Genomic DNA, 16,460 nt, shown 5'->3' on the forward strand with positions numbered 1-16,460 from the left:
TCTTTAACCCTCCTACTTTTCTAACTCGGTATATTCAACCCAGTGGCCGCGATACTTAATGAAATATGTTGGCACTAACTTTACAACATGACTATCTTTATCAGTTTTCCAAATGTATCCGACACGCAAGTCCTTGATGTCACGCATCCGGTTGGTTCCATGTAATTGATTAATCACATCTGCACTTGATGGGAGCTTGACCATCTGGTGATCAATTGGCAATGGCACTTGAAGACTATAAAGACTTAGCCAGAAGCGTTCATTCCCGCCACTTGTGGATTCAAGCGTTACTTCCCCATAACCATCACTATTGAAAATTGGAAAGCTATTAACATAAGCCCGATAATTTAACCGACGACCATGCTCACTCACCTCATCATAGCGCAAATTATCAAGCGGAATTCCAATTGTCGTCAACTTATTATAGAAGTGTGGGAAAATCTGGCTTGTTGATTCCCGATCGTCCTTACTAAGGTAGTTTTCGTATTTAAGCGTTCCATTTTGGCGATTAAATATCAGCCGACGATTGGTTCCATCCGTATAGGTAGTCTCGTTGCCATTCCGATTTGCCGTAATTGTTGTGTGTTGGTTAGTACTCATTAGACTAGCACTAAGGGTATCAATGTTTTGCGCAGTGATTTGGTACCCTAATGCTGGTAATTCAAAGGATCGCGGATACATCATTACCGCTACTCCGTTAATAATTTTATGGTCAACCGGGGTCCGATCCATTGACTTTAAGAGTTGCCGAATGCGATTAAATTTTCCTTTCTCTACCCGTACTTGATACACACTATAATGGTGGTCACCAAGTAAGTAAATCTCATGTTGCCCATTTAATGGGATAACAATATGGTCAATCTGATTAACTCGGTCAGTATCAATTGACTGGGAAAATGTTTCGTTGAAGACTGAGCTTGGTACCTCATCAGGATATGTCAGCATTAACGAGTTCCGCCGTCGCAAATAACTCAAATAAACATCACTATTATTTTGTTTGACAACATTTGTCCGGCCTAATTTCCAATCCTCTAACTCTTTTTTTACGCTCAGAATTAAATTAGCTTTAGGGCTATAAAGTTGATTCTGAGTTCCTTTTTCATTTGTCTCAACTGCTTTAGTTGGAAGATAAACATCTCCCATTGATTGCGGCGTATATTGTTGAGATTGTTTATTATTGAAATTTTCGTGTCGTGCTCCCTCAAAAGGAAATGGGTTGGTCCAGACAATCCATGAAATGAATAAACTAAGAAGCACAACAACCGTTAAGGCGATTGCTTGCCAATTACTTTTCAGCTTCTTCATCATCCCAGTCTTCCTCCTCATAAGGTACATATGGCAAGGAAATATAGAATGTTGAACCCTTGCCTTCTACACTATCAACCCAAATTTGTCCACCAAGCATATTGATAACTTCCTTGGAAATAGCTAGTCCCAGACCTGTTCCCCCTTGCTTCCGGCTTCTTGCCTTATCAACGCGAAAGAATCGATCAAAGATACGTCCAAGATCTTTTCGTGGAATCCCTAAACCTTGGTCAGAAATACTTAAAATAACATGATTATGCGTCTCCAGTAAGCGGGTTGTAATTACACCACCATCTGGAGAATACTTAATCGCGTTATTCATAATATTATCAATTACCTGGGTAAACTTATCGGTATCAATCTCAACCCATAAATCTTTCTTAGTAAAGTATCGTTCAATGGTATACTTTTTCTTTTTTGGATCTTCTTCTTTTTTAATAATCATATCGAAACGATCCAAGATATAGTTAAATAACTCATTAATATTTACGTATTCCAGATTGAGCTTCGTTGTCCCTGCATCCATCCGTGATAGACTCAACAGGTCATTGATCATTCGAATCATCCGGTCCGTCTCATCCTGGACAACCTTTAAGAACTGAGGGGCAATTTCTTTATCCTGCCAAGCACCATCACTTAATGCCTCGACATAACTTCTAACACTTGTTAATGGAGTCCGCAACTCATGCGAGACGTTTGAAACGAATTGCTTCCGTTCCCGTTCTTCTTTTTGTTGACTCGTTACGTCATGAAGGACACAGACAAGCCCACTGACAAAGCCAGATTCACGTTGAATTGGTGAGAAATAGGCGTTTAAGATCAAATTATTGCCAGAATTTGACATATCAATAATCATCTCACGCTGTTCACCATTTACTAGTTGCCGAACGGTATAGTCATGACGAATATCCAACACATCAATGATTGACTTACCAATTAAATCATCTTCATTTTCGACACCTAGTAACTGTAACGCCATATTATTTACAATGGTCACATTCCCTCGCCGATCAGTGGCTAAAACCCCATCTGACATATGGGATAAAATGCTATCAAGCCGCCGCCGCTCAGAATCGCTCGACTCCTGTGCCTCTTCAACTCGGACAGAAAGATTATTAACTGCCCCTGCCAATTGTCCTAACTCGTCATTTCCCAATACTTTTACTTGACCAGAATAGTCCCCCCGGGCAATTCGTAATGTTTGTTTCCTCATTTCTTCAATTGGGCGGGTAATTTCCTGGGAAATAATAATTGCCAAGATCAGACTCAAGACAATAGTAATCATCGCCGCGGATAAGTATACCAACGTAATATTGTTAATATTAGAGTAGACACTTTCCAGACTAGCTCGCAGGTAAACAGCTCCGACAACGTTATTATTACTGTTATCCACAAGGGGAATCACATTGACATAGTAGCGCGTGTGATTTGAATTATCGTACAAATTTTCGGTATGCGACCTATTATTTAATAAGGTTGCTTTGATTGCTTGGTCAGTTGTTTTCTGACCGATTGCACTCCGATTATCAGCGTTGCTTGTTCCCCGTACAATACTCTTACTATCAACCACGCGGATTTCAGAAATGTTATTGTTATTAACTTCTGAAAGGATTTGGTTAATTTGTTTGTTTGCTTTTTTAGTATTTGATCGTGATAGCTGCTCTGCTAAAGAATTATCAACGTAAGACGGTAATTCAATGGTTTGCTTAAACGTATTAAGGTTTTGATGCTCTAATTGACGCACAAAAACCGCCCCAACGCATTCAAGTGTTAACATCAAAATTAACACGAATACGAGAGCGATTTTAAAGCGAATCGATTGATAAAATTTTAACTTGCTGTTCACAATGGTTCAGCCTCTAATTCTGATCAGGATTTGCTAGGTAATAGCCAACACCACGCCGGGTAATTAACCATTGTGGGTGACTTGGGTTATCTTCAATCTTTTCACGAAGTCGACGAACGGTCACATCAACTGTCCGTACATCTCCAAAATAGTCATAACCCCATACAGTTTGAAGAAGGTGTTCACGGTTAATGACTTGTCCAATATGTTGAGCTAGATAATGGAGAAGCTCAAATTCACGATGCGTTAAATTAATATTTTCGCCCCGCTTAGTTACTGTGTAGGCTTCAGGATGAATCGTAAGGTCGCCAATTTGAATATCGGTATTATTTTCTTCCTCTGCTGGTGCCTTCAGAGTTGCTTGACGCCGTAAATTAGCCTTTACTCGTGCTACTAGTTCGCGGTTGGAGAATGGCTTAGTAACATAATCATCGGCCCCAAGTTCAAGCCCTAGCACTTTATCTAGTTCTGAATCTTTAGCGGTTACCATAATAATCGGCATGGTATGCTTAGCTCGCACCCGCTTGGCCACTTCAAGTCCATCGATCTTCGGTAGCATTAGGTCGAGAATAATTAAATCAGGATTTTCTGCTTCAACTTGTTGTAAAGCTGCTTCGCCATCATAAGCTACGACAACTTCATACCCTTCTTTTTCAAGGTTAAATTTGATGATATCAGAAATTGGTTTTTCATCATCAACAACTAAAATTTTCTTTGCCATATCAATGATTCCCTCCGTTGGGTTAATTGATTAATTACTTTAAATCTGCTATATATCAGTGCCTCTATTATAGCACAGGGAAAAGTTCCATAAATATTTTCTAAAAACTTATGAAAAATATTTGACATTTGATCAATAACGGGTTAAAATATTTAAGTATTCTGTTAAAGGATATGGGCAGTTAGCTCAGCTGGCAGAGCAACGGACTCTTAATCCGTGGGTCCAGGGTTCGATCCCCTGACTGCCCATCAGAGGTTTACAGCGATTGGGATTTGATCTCAGTCGCTTTTTTCATACTTAAAATAAAGACTGCGAAAATCTTGTCCTTTCGCAGTCTTTATTTTTATTTAAACTGATCCTTAACATACTGTGCATATAGTGGTGTTGTCTTTAATAATTCTTGATGGGTTCCTGCACCAGATACTGTTCCATTTTCGATAAAGTAGATTTTATCGGCATCGACAATCGTACTCAAGCGATGCGCAATTACTAGTGTCGTTCTTCCCTGCATTAAGTCTCCCAATGCTTTTTGAACCATCGCCTCCGATTCAGCATCCAAGCTAGCAGTGGCTTCATCAAGCATTAAGATTTTTGGATCGCGGAGAAAAGCTCGTGCAATCGCTATTCGTTGCCGTTGTCCCCCAGAAAGTTTGATCCCTCGTTCACCAATTTCGGTTTCTAATTGATCTTCCATCTCACTGACAAAACCATCTGCATAAGCCATTCTCAACGCGTCCCAAAGTTCCTCATCCGAGACTTCTCTTCGTAACCCATAAGTTAAATTATCACGAATAGTTCCTGGCATTACCGCGGCATCTTGACTTACGAGACCAATTTGTTCACGCCACTTGGCTAAGTCTACATTTTCGATATTCTCTTCACCGATCAAAATTTTTCCACCTGTTGGCTGATAGAATCGTTCAATCAATGAGAAAATAGTTGACTTTCCTCCACCAGATGGGCCAGCAAAAGCTACCACTGCATTGGGTTTGGTTTCGAAACTAACATCTCGTAAGACTGGCTTACCCTCCTCATAAGCAAAGTCAACATTCTCAAATTTCAATGGTGCGCTCGCAATATCTTTTTCGGCTTTATCAGCAACAAATTCTTCTGGTTCAGCTAAAATTTGTTGGATACGTTCCGTGGCTCCGCTAGTCTTTGCCATATTATTGAAGAGCTGACTAATTACAACAATGGGACTAATAATTTGAAAAAGATACATTAAGAATGAAACCAAGGCGCCCATTGTCATGGCACCATTCATAACGCGAATTGCTCCGTAACCAAGAATCTTTTGTAATTGGTTGCGTTACTGAGTTAATCAACACTTCTTTTCTCCCGACATGATATAAATTGTCGATGCGGCGATTTCCTTTTGCCAGTTCATGTTCTTCACCGTTTGAAGACTTAACTAATCGGACCTCACCCAATACATCGGTTAAATCACTAGCAAATTTTGCTAATTCATCTTGTCGAACCCGACCAATCTTACGCGACTGATTCATCACTGGTAGCATGACTAAAATCACTAAAGGAACCGCCACAAACATCAACAATGTCATCCGCCAATCCATTGCTAACATAATAACCAGTGCACCAACGAATTGTAAAAGCGATGTCATTGCATTTGGTAATGTTGAAGCAAGTAAATCCTTCACCTGTGACGTATCATTAACTAATCGTGAACTGATTTCACCTGTTTTAACATCATCAAAATATTTACAGGTATTTTTAGTAGTTTTTGCCACAATTGTTTCCGTAATTTAGAAACAACATTTTCACCAAAAATTCCTAATAATAACCCTGATAACGCACTTGTAATTAATCCTGCTATAAAAATTACAACTGTTAAAATTGCCAATGTTGGACTAATACTCTTAAAATTATTAATTAGCTTTTGCGCTAGTTGAGGAACAAATAGGTTAGCACCCGTGGAGATAAAACCTAGTAAGATTCCCACAAAAAGCTTAATATACTGCGGATGTAATTGATTTATTAAACTAAAGAAACTTTGAAAACTAAATTTATTTCTGTTCAAAGCATAAGCCCCCTAACAGTTAAGCATCTAACTTTTAATGATGATGAATATTTAAATACATAGATATCTAACTGTCGAGAGTCTAACTTACTTTTTTAGATTGTTATTAATATTAGTCATCCCTTTAACTATTGCATCAATATCTCTTTCATCGAGGCGGGCAATAATCTGCAAATAAGCTTGATCAAATATTTCTTTAACCTCATTAGTTTTTTCTTCACCTTTTTTGGTAAGAAAAATACGCTTAATTCGTGCTGACTCTTGATCCGCCTTCCGGACAATATACCCGTCGCGTTCAAGATTTTTCACCATACTGGTAACACTAGCATTCCGTAAATGGAAATGGTCACCTAGTTCTCGTTGAATAAGCCCAGCATGTTTTTCTATATAAAAAAGTGTATGAGCTTGCTGTGGAGTTATATCTAATTCAGGGGCAAGTTCAGTATAAAAATGCTTCATGTTAATCATATAGTTCCGCAATAAACGGTTCATCTGCTCAAATTTATCTTTTTTTAATGCCATGAAATTACTCCCAATTTTAATTTTATTGTTAATTATAACAATTAGACATCTAATTAAAATACAGATCTGAAAATTTATTAAATAAATTCAGAAAAACACTTGCGAAAATGACCGGAAGTTGATATTATTATCTATGTTGTCAAAGACATGGGCAGTTAGCTCAGCTGGCAGAGCAACGGACTCTTAATCCGTGGGTCCAGGGTTCGATCCCCTGACTGCCCATCATGTAAAAAAGACCACCGAGTAATCGGTGGTCTTTTTTTGTTATAAAATTGTAATTACATGTTGTTTAGGACGCTTCGAAACAGTTTCAATTGCGCCAAGTGCTTCTAATTCTTCAATGGCTGCCTTAGTCTTTGTCATTGGATAACGGCGATTACTCTTCTTCAAAGTTTCAATAATATCGTTATCTTTAATTCCTAAATCTAACTGGTTAGTAAATAGCTTTGATTGTGCAAGAAGATATAGAATATTACAATACAAACTATCAGACGTTGTAGCTAATTGATGATGGTGTTCATTGACCCACTGACTAATAATTTCATTGGCTTTATCAAGCTTTTCACGAGATTGACTCAAAATCTTAATTACTTTTTCCTGCTGACTAACAAGTATCATTAATAATTTTTGAATAAAAAATGTTAAATCAGCTCTATTTTCCGCATTATCGGCATCCTTAAATACCTTATAGTATTGCTGAACATTATTATGAATTGCAGTAGCCACAGAAAAGCCAGTAAATCGATCAAATTTGTTAGCAATATATGACGACAAAAGATAACGCCCCATTCGACCGTTACCATCAAGAAACGGATGGGTATTTTCAAAGAAAAAGTGAGTTACAAGAGCTTTATATATTGAAGGGGTATCATCATTATTCATATATTCAATTAAAGCTGTAAGGGCACTCTTGATTGCAGTTTCCGTGGTTGGCGGTCGATGAACTGTTTTAATGCCATCCCCGATCGAAAGTACTTCGCTATTAGGAAGCTTATCACGAAATATTTTTCCGTTAGGCAGTCGATCTTCATTAAGTTCGCCTTTTAACAATGAATCATAGATTTTTCTATAGTCTTGAAGAACATTGATTTCAACTTTTTTCCCTGATTGTGTGCGCTGGTACATTTTTATAGTTGAACCAAGCCTTTTCTTTGATATATGATCATCACCATTTATTTGGTGGTTATTTTCCTGAATAACAGTACTAATTTCAACACGACTCGTTTTTACACCTTCAATATCATTAGTGTAGAAAATTTCAGAGAGTAATAATGAATTCAAAAACTGATTAATCGCAACTTGGGGAAGCGTTACAGAAATATCCTCAATCATATTAGAATTACGCCTAAGCTGATCTGCCAGGTTTTGAATTTCCGGTAATGGAAGATAGAAAATTGGATATTTACTTGTCTGTGCACCATCGCGATAGTTAAGAAGAGGAAACAGAGTTGTCTTCTGGCTTGTATACCCGTTCAGTCGACTCTGATACTCACTTTCAATTGCTGCCGGGTCATTCGTCTTATCTTCAATAAAATACTTATATTTAGATAATGGTATATATTTCATTATTTATCTTCCCTCCTTAAAGCTAAAAAGCTATTTTTTGGTGTTATTATATTAAAATACTAACATAATAACCCTTGAAAATCGATTTTTGGGGGTTATTATCATTAGAAATTCATATATAAATGCTAAAAACCAATTTTTGAGGGTTTATATACTTAAACATATATTTTTTGAATGAACAATCTAATTTAACTAATAACGATGAGTAAATTAATATGTCCATTTGGTGAACAGTTCAATGCAAAGAACTTGGCCTTACCTGACAAACACTTTAACATTCTAATTCTTTGTTCTACATTAGCAATCTACTTCTTTACTCACAAGTGCATCTTTAAACCACGTAAATAAAAAGGACGTCATTCGAACGTCCTTTTTATTTACTTATCTTCTGCTATTAGTTCTTTTCGTGCTTGGCGTAAGCTCATTTCTTGTTCTGGCGAAACCTCAGGATAAGCTAATGGCAAACTATTAATCTTCTTTGTCAAAATATCAGATACAATTAAACGCGAATACCACTTATCATCAGCCGGAATAACATACCATGGATTTTCCTTTGTGGCGGTAGCATTAATCGCCTTTTCATATGCCTTTTGATAATCGTCCCAATATTGACGTTCGCGAATATCAGCTGCAGAAAACTTCCAATTCTTTTCTGGCGTATCAATCCGTGCTAAGAAACGCTTCTTCTGTTCTTCCTTTGATACGTGGAGGAAGAATTTTACAATTAAGTAACCGTTCCGTGTTAGATAACTTTCGTACTGGCGAATGTCTTCATAGCGACTATCAAAGAATTTGTTATTAACATCATGAACAGACTCAATCCCTGGAATATTAGATTGCAAAATTAAAGCAGGATGAACGCGTGAAACAAGAACATCTTCATAATAAGATCGATTGAAAACACCAATATCACCACGCATTGGCAATTCACGATTGATTCGCCAGAGATAATCATGACGTAATTCGCGGCCTGTTGGTTGTTTAAAATTAGCCACCTTAAACCCAACTGGATTTACGCCCGCAAAGATATGCGAAATCATACTATCTTTTCCTGCCGCATCCATTGCTTGAAATACTACTAAAACACCATAATGACGCCGCGCATACATCATCTTTTGCGCATTCTTGATTGACTTTATATTTTTCTTGATCTTCTTTTTAATCTTCTTAAGGTCATCAGCAGAATCTTTTACCTTAGTTGGTGCCGTCTTAATATCAAAGTCTTTTCCAGTGTAACGATATTTCTTGGTTTTCATCAACATTCACCTCATTGCTTTTAATTTGATTTCAACTACCATCATAGCAAATCTCTCAAGTTTTGGTTAATAAAAACGGATTTAAAAAAGAACCATGAACATTTTAGTCCACAGTTCTATTATTTATAATATTCTTTTCTGTTAGCTGATATTTACTACATTTCAATTTGCTAATTTTATGCTCGTGCCCATCATTAACAATAAATTCATCAACAGCCCCACACTGCTCACAAACTACCACAATTTGGTACCGTTGCGAGTCATCATTGTTTGTATCCATCCAATTTCTTTCTGCAATTACTAATGGCTGTTCATGGCACTGATAACAAGAAATTCCAAGTTCACATTCTTCCCTAAAAGGATCTCCTGTTTTTCCTACCATTCCATAACGGTCTTCACCATGTACATTATCAAAATTATTGTAAAACATCTGATCACTTCTTTAATATTCAACTACTTTGGCACGCTTTATCTTAATAACAAAGACTACTATTATTTCCATTACAAAAATCGAAATCGCACAAATAATAAAGAGGATATGATAAGAGGTCGCTTCAATCATCAATCCACCAAATAGAGGACCAATTGCCTTTCCCAAAGAAGAAAATGCGTTCAAAATTCCCTGATACTTTCCTTTAACAGCAACCGGTGAAAGGCTGTTTACAATGGCAGGTATCGTTGGCAGCGCAGTGGCTTCACCAATTGTCAAAACGATCATTGCTGCCACAAACCAACTATATGAGTGAGCGTAAAGTAAGAGGACAAAGGAGAAACCAATCGTAAACATCCCAATAAACACTTGCGCATATGGCCGATTAACCCAGCGATTAAGCCAGGTAATTCCTAATTGGAAAACAACAATTAAAATCCCATTTAATGTCCACAAAAGACTATATTTCGTCATTGAGATTCCTTGATCAGTCATGAAAACTGATAAGTTACTTGCCCATTGTTCATACATTGTCCAGATTACAACTAAGGCAATGAAGAAGATCCAGTTAATCCATAAGTTAGCTTGAGGCATCTTAATATTACCTGTCTTAGTCTCTTCTTTATCTTCTACATCTTCCGTCTTTGCAACTGTCTGTTGACTATCCTTAAAGAAAAAGATAACAACAAGTGAGAACATTGTATAGAGAATTGTGGTAATCAAAAACATCGGTGAAACATTACCATCTGCATACTGGTAAAGCGGACCGACAATAGTAGTTCCAATCACCATCCCCAAGTTATTGGCAAAATACAACATATTAAAGACATAACGTCCATCTCGGCCTGAACGGGTCGCAAAAGAATTAACCATTGTGATAATCCAACCATTAAAAAATCCAATAACTGTTAAAAGAATTCCATATATTGGCCAGCCATTGAAGAAAATCATAATAGCCATTACGATGGTCGCTAGCAGTGTCCCGCCAATCATTAATTTCCGCGGGTTAGCTCGGTCAAATAACATTCCGCTAATATAACTTCCGACAACATTTGCTCCCGAATAAAAGAGTAAAACAATTCCCGATACAGTTAATGACTCATGCAACTGATCGTGAATATAAATTGTTGTTAATGGCCAGACAAAACTATTCCCAATACTTCCAAGGAACATTCCGAATAAAAGCCATTTTAATTCTACGCCTTGACGGTTCATTGTTTACGCCTCCTCAATTACTATCATACCGTTTATTTTTTTAAACATTTTTAATGTCTTAAGCGCACTAAAAGGGCTACCTCAGTTTTTACTGAAATGCCCTCTTAGAAATTTAGTTTTTAATTATTATCTTCAGGGATATAAGAAATCGAAGTGAACTTATTATAGGATTTTGCAAATAATAATTTAACTGTCCCCCGTGGACCACTACGATTCTTTTCGATAATGACTTCAACTTCACTGGCATTTGATCCATCGTCATCCTGATTATTTCCCTGGTTATTATTATCATCTGAATCTTCATCGTGCTCATAATAGTCATCACGATAAAGAAAACTAACAATATCTGCATCCTGTTCAATCGATCCAGATTCACGAATATCAGATAAAACCGGGCGCTTGTCTTGTCGTTGTTCAACTCCCCGTGACAACTGTGATAGGGCAATAACCGGAACTTCTAATTCCTTTGCCAGCTTCTTTAGTTGTCGAGAAATCTCTGAAACTTCTTGCTGCCGGTTATCAGGATTACTCCCTTCAATCAACTGAAGATAATCAATTACGATCAATCCTAAGTTACCTTTTTCCTTTGCTAAGCGTCGACAACGAGCCCGAATTTCTGCTACCTTGATTCCCGGTGTATCGTCAATATAGATACTTGCATTACTCAAGGCTCCAGTAGCAATAAATAAACTTTGCCATTCATCTTGCGTAAGCTGTCCAGTTCGTAAGTGATTAGCGTTAATGTTTCCTTCAGCACAGAGCATCCGGTTTGCTAAGGACTCCGCACCCATTTCAAGACTGAAAATTGCGACCGTATTATCGGTTCTAGTTGCAACGTTTTGGGCAATATTCAAAACAAAGGCAGTCTTCCCAACAGCAGGCCGCGCCGCGATAATTACCAACTCGTCTTTATGAAGACCAGTCGTCATCTCATCTAATTGAGCATACCCAGTTGAAAGTCCAGTAATCTCTGAATCTTGACTAGAGAGCTCACTAACATGGTTAATCGACTCTTGTAAAACATCACTAATACTTTTAAAACCAGTTTGACGACTATTTTCCGAAACTGACATAATTTCTTGCTCAGCCCGGTCAAGTTGATCTTCAATTTTGTCATTTCCTGCATAGCTATCATTGATAATCTTGGTTGCTGTATTGATCAACCGTCGTGAAATTGCCTTATCATGAACAATCTTTGAGTAATAGACAACATTAGCAGCCGTCGGAACCGCTGTTGCAAGTTCAGCAATATAAGCAACTCCACCAACATTTTCCGTTTGATTATCCTGATCAAGGACATTTTTCATCGTTAACGGATCGATTGGCTGGTCCGCATCATTTAGTTGGACCATCTTTTCAAAAATGATTTGATGAGCCTTCCGGTAAAAATCTTGCGGCTCAAGATATTCCATCGCATCAGCCAACGCGTTTTTACTTAAAAAAGCAGCTCCAAGAACTGCTTTTTCTGCTTCAATATCGCGTGGCTCTTCTTGCACTGGTGCATTATCCATGACGATACCGCTCCTTAAATCTATTAACCCTCATTACTTTTCAGCAATGTGAACACGAATTTGAGCTTCTACTTCTGGATGAAGTTTGATTGGCACATTTACGTAACCAAGCGCCTTAATTGGGGCTGCCAGCTCAATCTTTCGCTTATCAATTTTAAGGTCAAATTGTTTTTGTAAAGCAGTTGCAATTTGTTTTGTTGAAATTGAACCAAACATCCGACCGTCTGTACCGGCTTTTCCGCTTAATTCAACAACTGTATTATCATCTTCAAGAATCTTCTTCATCCGCTTGGCATCAGCTAATTCTTCAGCAGCATGTTTTTCTTCAGCACGCTGTTGACCCTTTAGTTGGCTCATCGCCGCTTTAGTAGCTTGTTTTGCTAATCCACGCTTAATTAAGTAGTTTTGAGCATAGCCATCTGGAACTTCCTTAATTTGACCACGCTGACCACGGCCCCGTACATCTTGTGTAAAAATAACTTTCATTATGATCACTCCTCTGTATCGTCTTGCTCTTTATCAGGTTTAGTTAGAATATCAACTAACTCTTGCTTGACCTGCGTAATATCTTTATCACTGATTTGTGTAGCAGCATTTGCAAGGTGACCGCCACCACCCATTTTTTCCATGATTACCTGGACGTTGACGTTTCCCATTGAGCGTGCTGAAATTCCGATCTTGTTATCAGCACGTTCAAAAATTACAAATGAAGCTTCAATTCCACTCATTTGGAGCAACATATCAGCAGCCTGGGCAGCCGTGACAGGATCATAAACCTGTCCCTCTTCGCCCGTACATAATGCTATTTTATCATTTATTTCCGCTCTTGAAATCAAATGATTACGCATCATGAAAGTTTCTGGATTTTCTTTCATAAATGATTGAATCATTAAACCATCGGCACCAGCAGAACGCAAGTAACTAGCTGCATCAAAAGTTCGCGTACCAGCACTCTTGGTGAATGATTTTGTGTCAACCTGAATCCCTGTTAGCATTGCCGTTGCTTCAAGCTTGTTAAGTCCCTTTCCTTCGCGTGGTTGGTATTCAAACATTTCCGTAATTAACTCACAAGTTGATGAGGCATATGGTTCGATATAAACAAGCAATGGATTTTCAGGAAAGTCCTCGCCACGACGGTGGTGGTCAATGATAACAAGTCTGTTTTGCATTTTATCATATAATTCAGGGGCAATGGTAATTCCCCGCTTAGCATGATCAACCATCACTAATAAACTGTTATTCGTCGCTTTTTCTAACGCTTCGACCGGTGAAATAATATGGTCTTTAATTGTCTGATAATTATCAATCTCACGCATCAAACGTTGAATATCAGAGTGTGGATGTTCGTCATCAATCACAATCCAGCATTCTTTACCGTTCATTTCCGCAATCCGTCGAATCCCCAAACAAGCACCGATTGAATCCATATCTGGATTGGTATGGCCCATCACAAATAATTGATCTGATTGGGCCATTAATTCTTGTAATGCTTGACTGATCATCCGTGCTCGTACCCGGGTTCGTTTTTCCATCGGGTTAGTCTTTCCACCATAGAAACGTGCTTCCTGATCTTGAGCACGAACAACAACTTGGTCTCCACCACGACCTAACGCGAGGTCAAGGTTATTTTGTGCTGTATCAGCAAGTTTTATCAAATCATTTTCGCCATAAGCAATTCCTACGCTAAGGGTAACTGGCGAATTTTGCTTAGATGTATTTTCACGGATAACATCAAGAATCTTGAATTTCTGCTTTTCAAGTTCTTTTAATGAAGCTTGATGACCAATAATCAAGTAGTTATCATCATCAATGATCTTCATCAATAAGTGATTAGCAACTGCCCAATCGCTTATTTGTGAAGTTACGTAATTATGAAGATTAGAGACATCAGAATCACTCATTCCTTGAATCAGTTCATCATAGTTATCAAGGTAAATATTACCAATAAAGATTTGTTCATCCTTATATTGTGCACTAATCTGTTCATATTTTGTAATATCTAATAAATAAACTACCTGTCCGTGATGCTGAACCAAAAATTCAAATTGATGGTCACACCAGGTTACTACTTGCGTTTGCTTATCATCCGCATGATTTTTTATTAATTCCGCTAATTTTGCATCAACATCTGCAATCGGCTTTCCTACAACAATTTCAAGATTAAAATAACGCGCCATATATGGATTAATCCATTCAACTTCATGACGCTTATTTAACATAATCATTCCCATAGGCATTTCCAGTAATGCTTCTTGTTGCCCACGTTGGACTTTATACGTTAATTCATTTAAATATTCACGAGCATCGACTACTAATTTTCTTAACCGCCGAATACTAATAGCTCCACCAGTAACTGCGATTATTAAAACAATTAGTCCAATAACCCAGTTATCCATAAACCCTAAAATAAGCCCAATAATTGTTAAAAGCATTATATAGCAGACATTCCAGCGAACGGCTGGGTGTTCAAAATAAAACTCCCAGTTCTCACGACTGAAAATTTTTCGCATGCTAGTCCTCCTAAAAATAGCTTTAAATTATTAATTGGATAAATCTATCATATCACATCAAGTACTTAGTCAATAGATTATATCATCTAATGATAATTAATACATAAGAATATTAATATAGCAGTCGAAAAACTCTAGAAAAGGTAACAATAATTTAAAATAATAAAGAGGCTGAGTAAACCTCGGCCTCTTTATTATTTTTATTCTTGCGGAAACTAGTCTTCTGCAACGAATGGCAAAAGACCCATGATCCGTGCACGCTTGATAGCGATAGTTAACTTACGTTGGTTCTTAGCACTAGTACCAGTAACCCGACGTGGTAAGATCTTACCACGTTCAGAAATGAACCGACGTAATAAATCAGTGTCTTTGTAATCGATGTATTCGATGTGGTTTGCGGCGATGAAGTCGACCTTACGACGACGACGTCCGCCCCGACGTTGTTGTACCATGAAATTACCCTCCTATTCTGAGTAAAAATTTATTTAGAATGGTAATTCGTCATCAGCTAAATCAATGGATTGACCACCATCATCACTGCTTCCAGGGAACTGGTTGCCAGCATTTTGATTGGAATCGAAACCATTGTCCATACTTGGTGACGGATTACTTTGAGGAGCATTATTTCCGGGTTGTGGTTGACTGCCATATTGTGGAGCCTGAGCACCAAACGATTGTTGGTTATTGTTAAACGGTTGTTGCATCCCTGATTGGTTCATACCACCATTTTGACGAGGTTCTAACAATGCAAAATTATCTACAATAACTTCGGTAACATATACACGGTTACCCTGTTGGTTTTCATAATTTCGGGTTTGAATACGCCCTTCAATTCCAACAAGTGAACCCTTATGCGTAAAGTTACTAAAGTTTTCAGCGGATTTACGCCAAATAACGCAATTGATAAAATCAGCATCACGATCACCATTTTGGTTTCGGAATTGCCGATCAACAGCTAACGTAAATGAAACAACTGCTGTCCCGCTGGTTGTGTACCGCAACTCGGGATCTCTTGTTAAACGCCCAGTTAAGACTGCACGATTAAGCATAGATCTTTCTCCTCTCTTTACTTTATTGACAAATTAATTAAGCATCAAGCTTAACAATCATGTGACGTAGGATATCATCACTGAACTTAGCTAAACGATCAAATTCGTTTAAAGCTTGATCTGAATCAGTAGTTAAGTTTACCACGTGGTAAGTACCTTCAGTGTACTTAGCGATTGGGTAAGCAAAACGACGAGTTGACCAATCCTTTGAGTCAGCGATAGTTGCACCATTGTCCGCCAAGATCTTGTCGAAGCGGTCTACCAATTCGCTCTTTGCAGATTCTTCGATATCAGGACGAATGATGTAAGTAATTTCATATTTGCGTGTTTCCATGAATGTTACACCTCCTTATGGACTCTGGCTCTTCTCGCTATTTGAGAAGAACAAGGAAAGTAGACGTCATTACGTATACTCACAGACATAAAATATAGCATAAAATTCTATTTAAAACAAGGAACATCTAATAAGAAATCCTAAATGTTGCGGTCAC

General features: G+C 37.8%; 14 protein-coding genes, 2 tRNA genes and 1 pseudogene. 2 read left to right on the plus strand and 15 right to left on the minus strand.

Translation table 11 applies throughout. From position 1 onward, the window contains the following. Positions 1-12: 12 nt before the first annotated feature. The 3 genes from CBG10_RS07070 to yycF are packed head-to-tail and all read right to left on the minus strand — an operon-like array spanning position 13 to position 3,872. Positions 13-1,308, minus strand: coding sequence for a YycH family regulatory protein (locus CBG10_RS07070; RefSeq protein ID WP_019251844.1), 1,296 nt, complete (start codon positions 1,306-1,308; stop codon positions 13-15). Further along, positions 1,286-3,151 carry a cell wall metabolism sensor histidine kinase WalK gene (gene walK / locus CBG10_RS07075; protein ID WP_003665258.1) on the minus strand — a complete coding sequence of 622 codons (1,866 nt, stop codon included), beginning with the start codon at positions 3,149-3,151 and terminating at the stop codon, positions 1,286-1,288. Before walK ends, CBG10_RS07070 begins: the two co-directional genes overlap by 23 nt. Before the next feature lie 13 nt (positions 3,152-3,164). Then, positions 3,165-3,872: a response regulator YycF gene (gene yycF, locus CBG10_RS07080; RefSeq protein WP_029507856.1), complete on the minus strand. Its 708-nt coding sequence runs from the start codon at positions 3,870-3,872 to the stop codon at positions 3,165-3,167. A 175-nt stretch (positions 3,873-4,047) separates the two neighbouring features. On the opposite strand from yycF, the gene CBG10_RS07085 reads away from it, so the two are divergent. Beyond that, a tRNA-Lys gene (locus CBG10_RS07085) sits at positions 4,048-4,120 on the plus strand. Positions 4,121-4,215: 95 nt separating this feature from the next. On the opposite strand, the pseudogene CBG10_RS07090 reads toward CBG10_RS07085, so the two are convergent. Both CBG10_RS07090 and CBG10_RS07095 read right to left on the minus strand, forming a co-directional pair. Next, positions 4,216-5,910, minus strand: a pseudogene (locus tag CBG10_RS07090) (ABC transporter ATP-binding protein). Between the two features lie 87 nt (positions 5,911-5,997). Then, on the minus strand, positions 5,998-6,432 hold the full coding sequence (locus CBG10_RS07095) for a MarR family winged helix-turn-helix transcriptional regulator (RefSeq protein WP_094512127.1): 435 nt from the start codon (positions 6,430-6,432) through the stop codon (positions 5,998-6,000). Between the two features lie 149 nt (positions 6,433-6,581). Between CBG10_RS07095 and CBG10_RS07100 the strand changes: the two genes are divergently transcribed. Continuing rightward, positions 6,582-6,654, plus strand: a tRNA-Lys gene (locus CBG10_RS07100). A 42-nt stretch (positions 6,655-6,696) separates the two neighbouring features. Here the strand turns inward: CBG10_RS07100 and CBG10_RS07105 are convergent. The 10 genes from CBG10_RS07105 to rpsF all read right to left on the minus strand — a co-directional run bounded on the left by CBG10_RS07105 (position 6,697) and on the right by rpsF (position 16,303). Beyond that, positions 6,697-7,998 carry a Fic family protein gene (locus CBG10_RS07105; protein ID WP_225361451.1) on the minus strand — a complete coding sequence of 434 codons (1,302 nt, stop codon included), beginning with the start codon at positions 7,996-7,998 and terminating at the stop codon, positions 6,697-6,699. A gap of 377 nt (positions 7,999-8,375) precedes the next feature. After that, positions 8,376-9,260, minus strand: a complete 885-nt coding sequence (locus CBG10_RS07110) for a PPK2 family polyphosphate kinase (RefSeq protein ID WP_179225353.1) — start codon at positions 9,258-9,260, stop codon at positions 8,376-8,378. Positions 9,261-9,357: 97 nt separating this feature from the next. Then, positions 9,358-9,684: a hypothetical protein gene (locus CBG10_RS07115; RefSeq protein ID WP_094503729.1), complete on the minus strand. Its 327-nt coding sequence runs from the start codon at positions 9,682-9,684 to the stop codon at positions 9,358-9,360. 12 nt (positions 9,685-9,696) lie between these two features. Then, on the minus strand, positions 9,697-10,899 hold the full coding sequence (locus CBG10_RS07120; RefSeq protein ID WP_094503730.1) for an MDR family MFS transporter: 1,203 nt from the start codon (positions 10,897-10,899) through the stop codon (positions 9,697-9,699). 119 nt (positions 10,900-11,018) lie between these two features. Then, positions 11,019-12,410 (minus strand): replicative DNA helicase, encoded by a 1,392-nt coding sequence (dnaB, locus tag CBG10_RS07125; RefSeq protein ID WP_035152014.1) that lies wholly within the window; start codon positions 12,408-12,410, stop codon positions 11,019-11,021. A 33-nt stretch (positions 12,411-12,443) separates the two neighbouring features. Beyond that, positions 12,444-12,896 carry a 50S ribosomal protein L9 gene (rplI, locus tag CBG10_RS07130; RefSeq protein ID WP_003665243.1) on the minus strand — a complete coding sequence of 151 codons (453 nt, stop codon included), beginning with the start codon at positions 12,894-12,896 and terminating at the stop codon, positions 12,444-12,446. A gap of 5 nt (positions 12,897-12,901) precedes the next feature. Beyond that, complete coding sequence (locus CBG10_RS07135; RefSeq protein WP_094512128.1) at positions 12,902-14,920, minus strand: DHH family phosphoesterase; 2,019 nt, start codon at positions 14,918-14,920, stop codon at positions 12,902-12,904. Positions 14,921-15,135: 215 nt separating this feature from the next. Next, positions 15,136-15,372: a 30S ribosomal protein S18 gene (gene rpsR, locus CBG10_RS07140; protein ID WP_094512129.1), complete on the minus strand. Its 237-nt coding sequence runs from the start codon at positions 15,370-15,372 to the stop codon at positions 15,136-15,138. A gap of 33 nt (positions 15,373-15,405) precedes the next feature. After that, positions 15,406-15,969 carry a single-stranded DNA-binding protein gene (ssb, locus tag CBG10_RS07145; protein ID WP_094512131.1) on the minus strand — a complete coding sequence of 188 codons (564 nt, stop codon included), beginning with the start codon at positions 15,967-15,969 and terminating at the stop codon, positions 15,406-15,408. 37 nt (positions 15,970-16,006) lie between these two features. Further along, positions 16,007-16,303, minus strand: a complete 297-nt coding sequence (rpsF, locus tag CBG10_RS07150) for a 30S ribosomal protein S6 (RefSeq protein ID WP_003665235.1) — start codon at positions 16,301-16,303, stop codon at positions 16,007-16,009. Positions 16,304-16,460 lie beyond the last annotated feature (157 nt).

This window comes from Limosilactobacillus reuteri (genome assembly GCF_002254085.1).
Taxonomy (GTDB): domain Bacteria; phylum Bacillota; class Bacilli; order Lactobacillales; family Lactobacillaceae; genus Limosilactobacillus; species Limosilactobacillus reuteri_K.

What these genes read in the sequence shown, in the direction of transcription:
- CBG10_RS07070 (WP_019251844.1), bottom strand. Translation starts at nt 1,308, where the DNA reads ATGATGAAGAAGCTGAAAAGTAATTGGCAAGCAATCGCCTTAACGGTT.
- yycF (WP_029507856.1), bottom strand. Translation starts at nt 3,872, where the DNA reads ATGGCAAAGAAAATTTTAGTTGTTGATGATGAAAAACCAATTTCTGAT.
- CBG10_RS07095 (WP_094512127.1), bottom strand. Translation starts at nt 6,432, where the DNA reads ATGGCATTAAAAAAAGATAAATTTGAGCAGATGAACCGTTTATTGCGG.
- CBG10_RS07105 (WP_225361451.1), bottom strand. Translation starts at nt 7,998, where the DNA reads ATGAAATATATACCATTATCTAAATATAAGTATTTTATTGAAGATAAG.
- CBG10_RS07110 (WP_179225353.1), bottom strand. Translation starts at nt 9,260, where the DNA reads ATGTTGATGAAAACCAAGAAATATCGTTACACTGGAAAAGACTTTGAT.
- CBG10_RS07115 (WP_094503729.1), bottom strand. Translation starts at nt 9,684, where the DNA reads ATGTTTTACAATAATTTTGATAATGTACATGGTGAAGACCGTTATGGA.
- CBG10_RS07120 (WP_094503730.1), bottom strand. Translation starts at nt 10,899, where the DNA reads ATGAACCGTCAAGGCGTAGAATTAAAATGGCTTTTATTCGGAATGTTC.
- dnaB (WP_035152014.1), bottom strand. Translation starts at nt 12,410, where the DNA reads ATGGATAATGCACCAGTGCAAGAAGAGCCACGCGATATTGAAGCAGAA.
- rplI (WP_003665243.1), bottom strand. Translation starts at nt 12,896, where the DNA reads ATGAAAGTTATTTTTACACAAGATGTACGGGGCCGTGGTCAGCGTGGT.
- CBG10_RS07135 (WP_094512128.1), bottom strand. Translation starts at nt 14,920, where the DNA reads ATGCGAAAAATTTTCAGTCGTGAGAACTGGGAGTTTTATTTTGAACAC.
- rpsR (WP_094512129.1), bottom strand. Translation starts at nt 15,372, where the DNA reads ATGGTACAACAACGTCGGGGCGGACGTCGTCGTCGTAAGGTCGACTTC.
- ssb (WP_094512131.1), bottom strand. Translation starts at nt 15,969, where the DNA reads ATGCTTAATCGTGCAGTCTTAACTGGGCGTTTAACAAGAGATCCCGAG.
- rpsF (WP_003665235.1), bottom strand. Translation starts at nt 16,303, where the DNA reads ATGGAAACACGCAAATATGAAATTACTTACATCATTCGTCCTGATATC.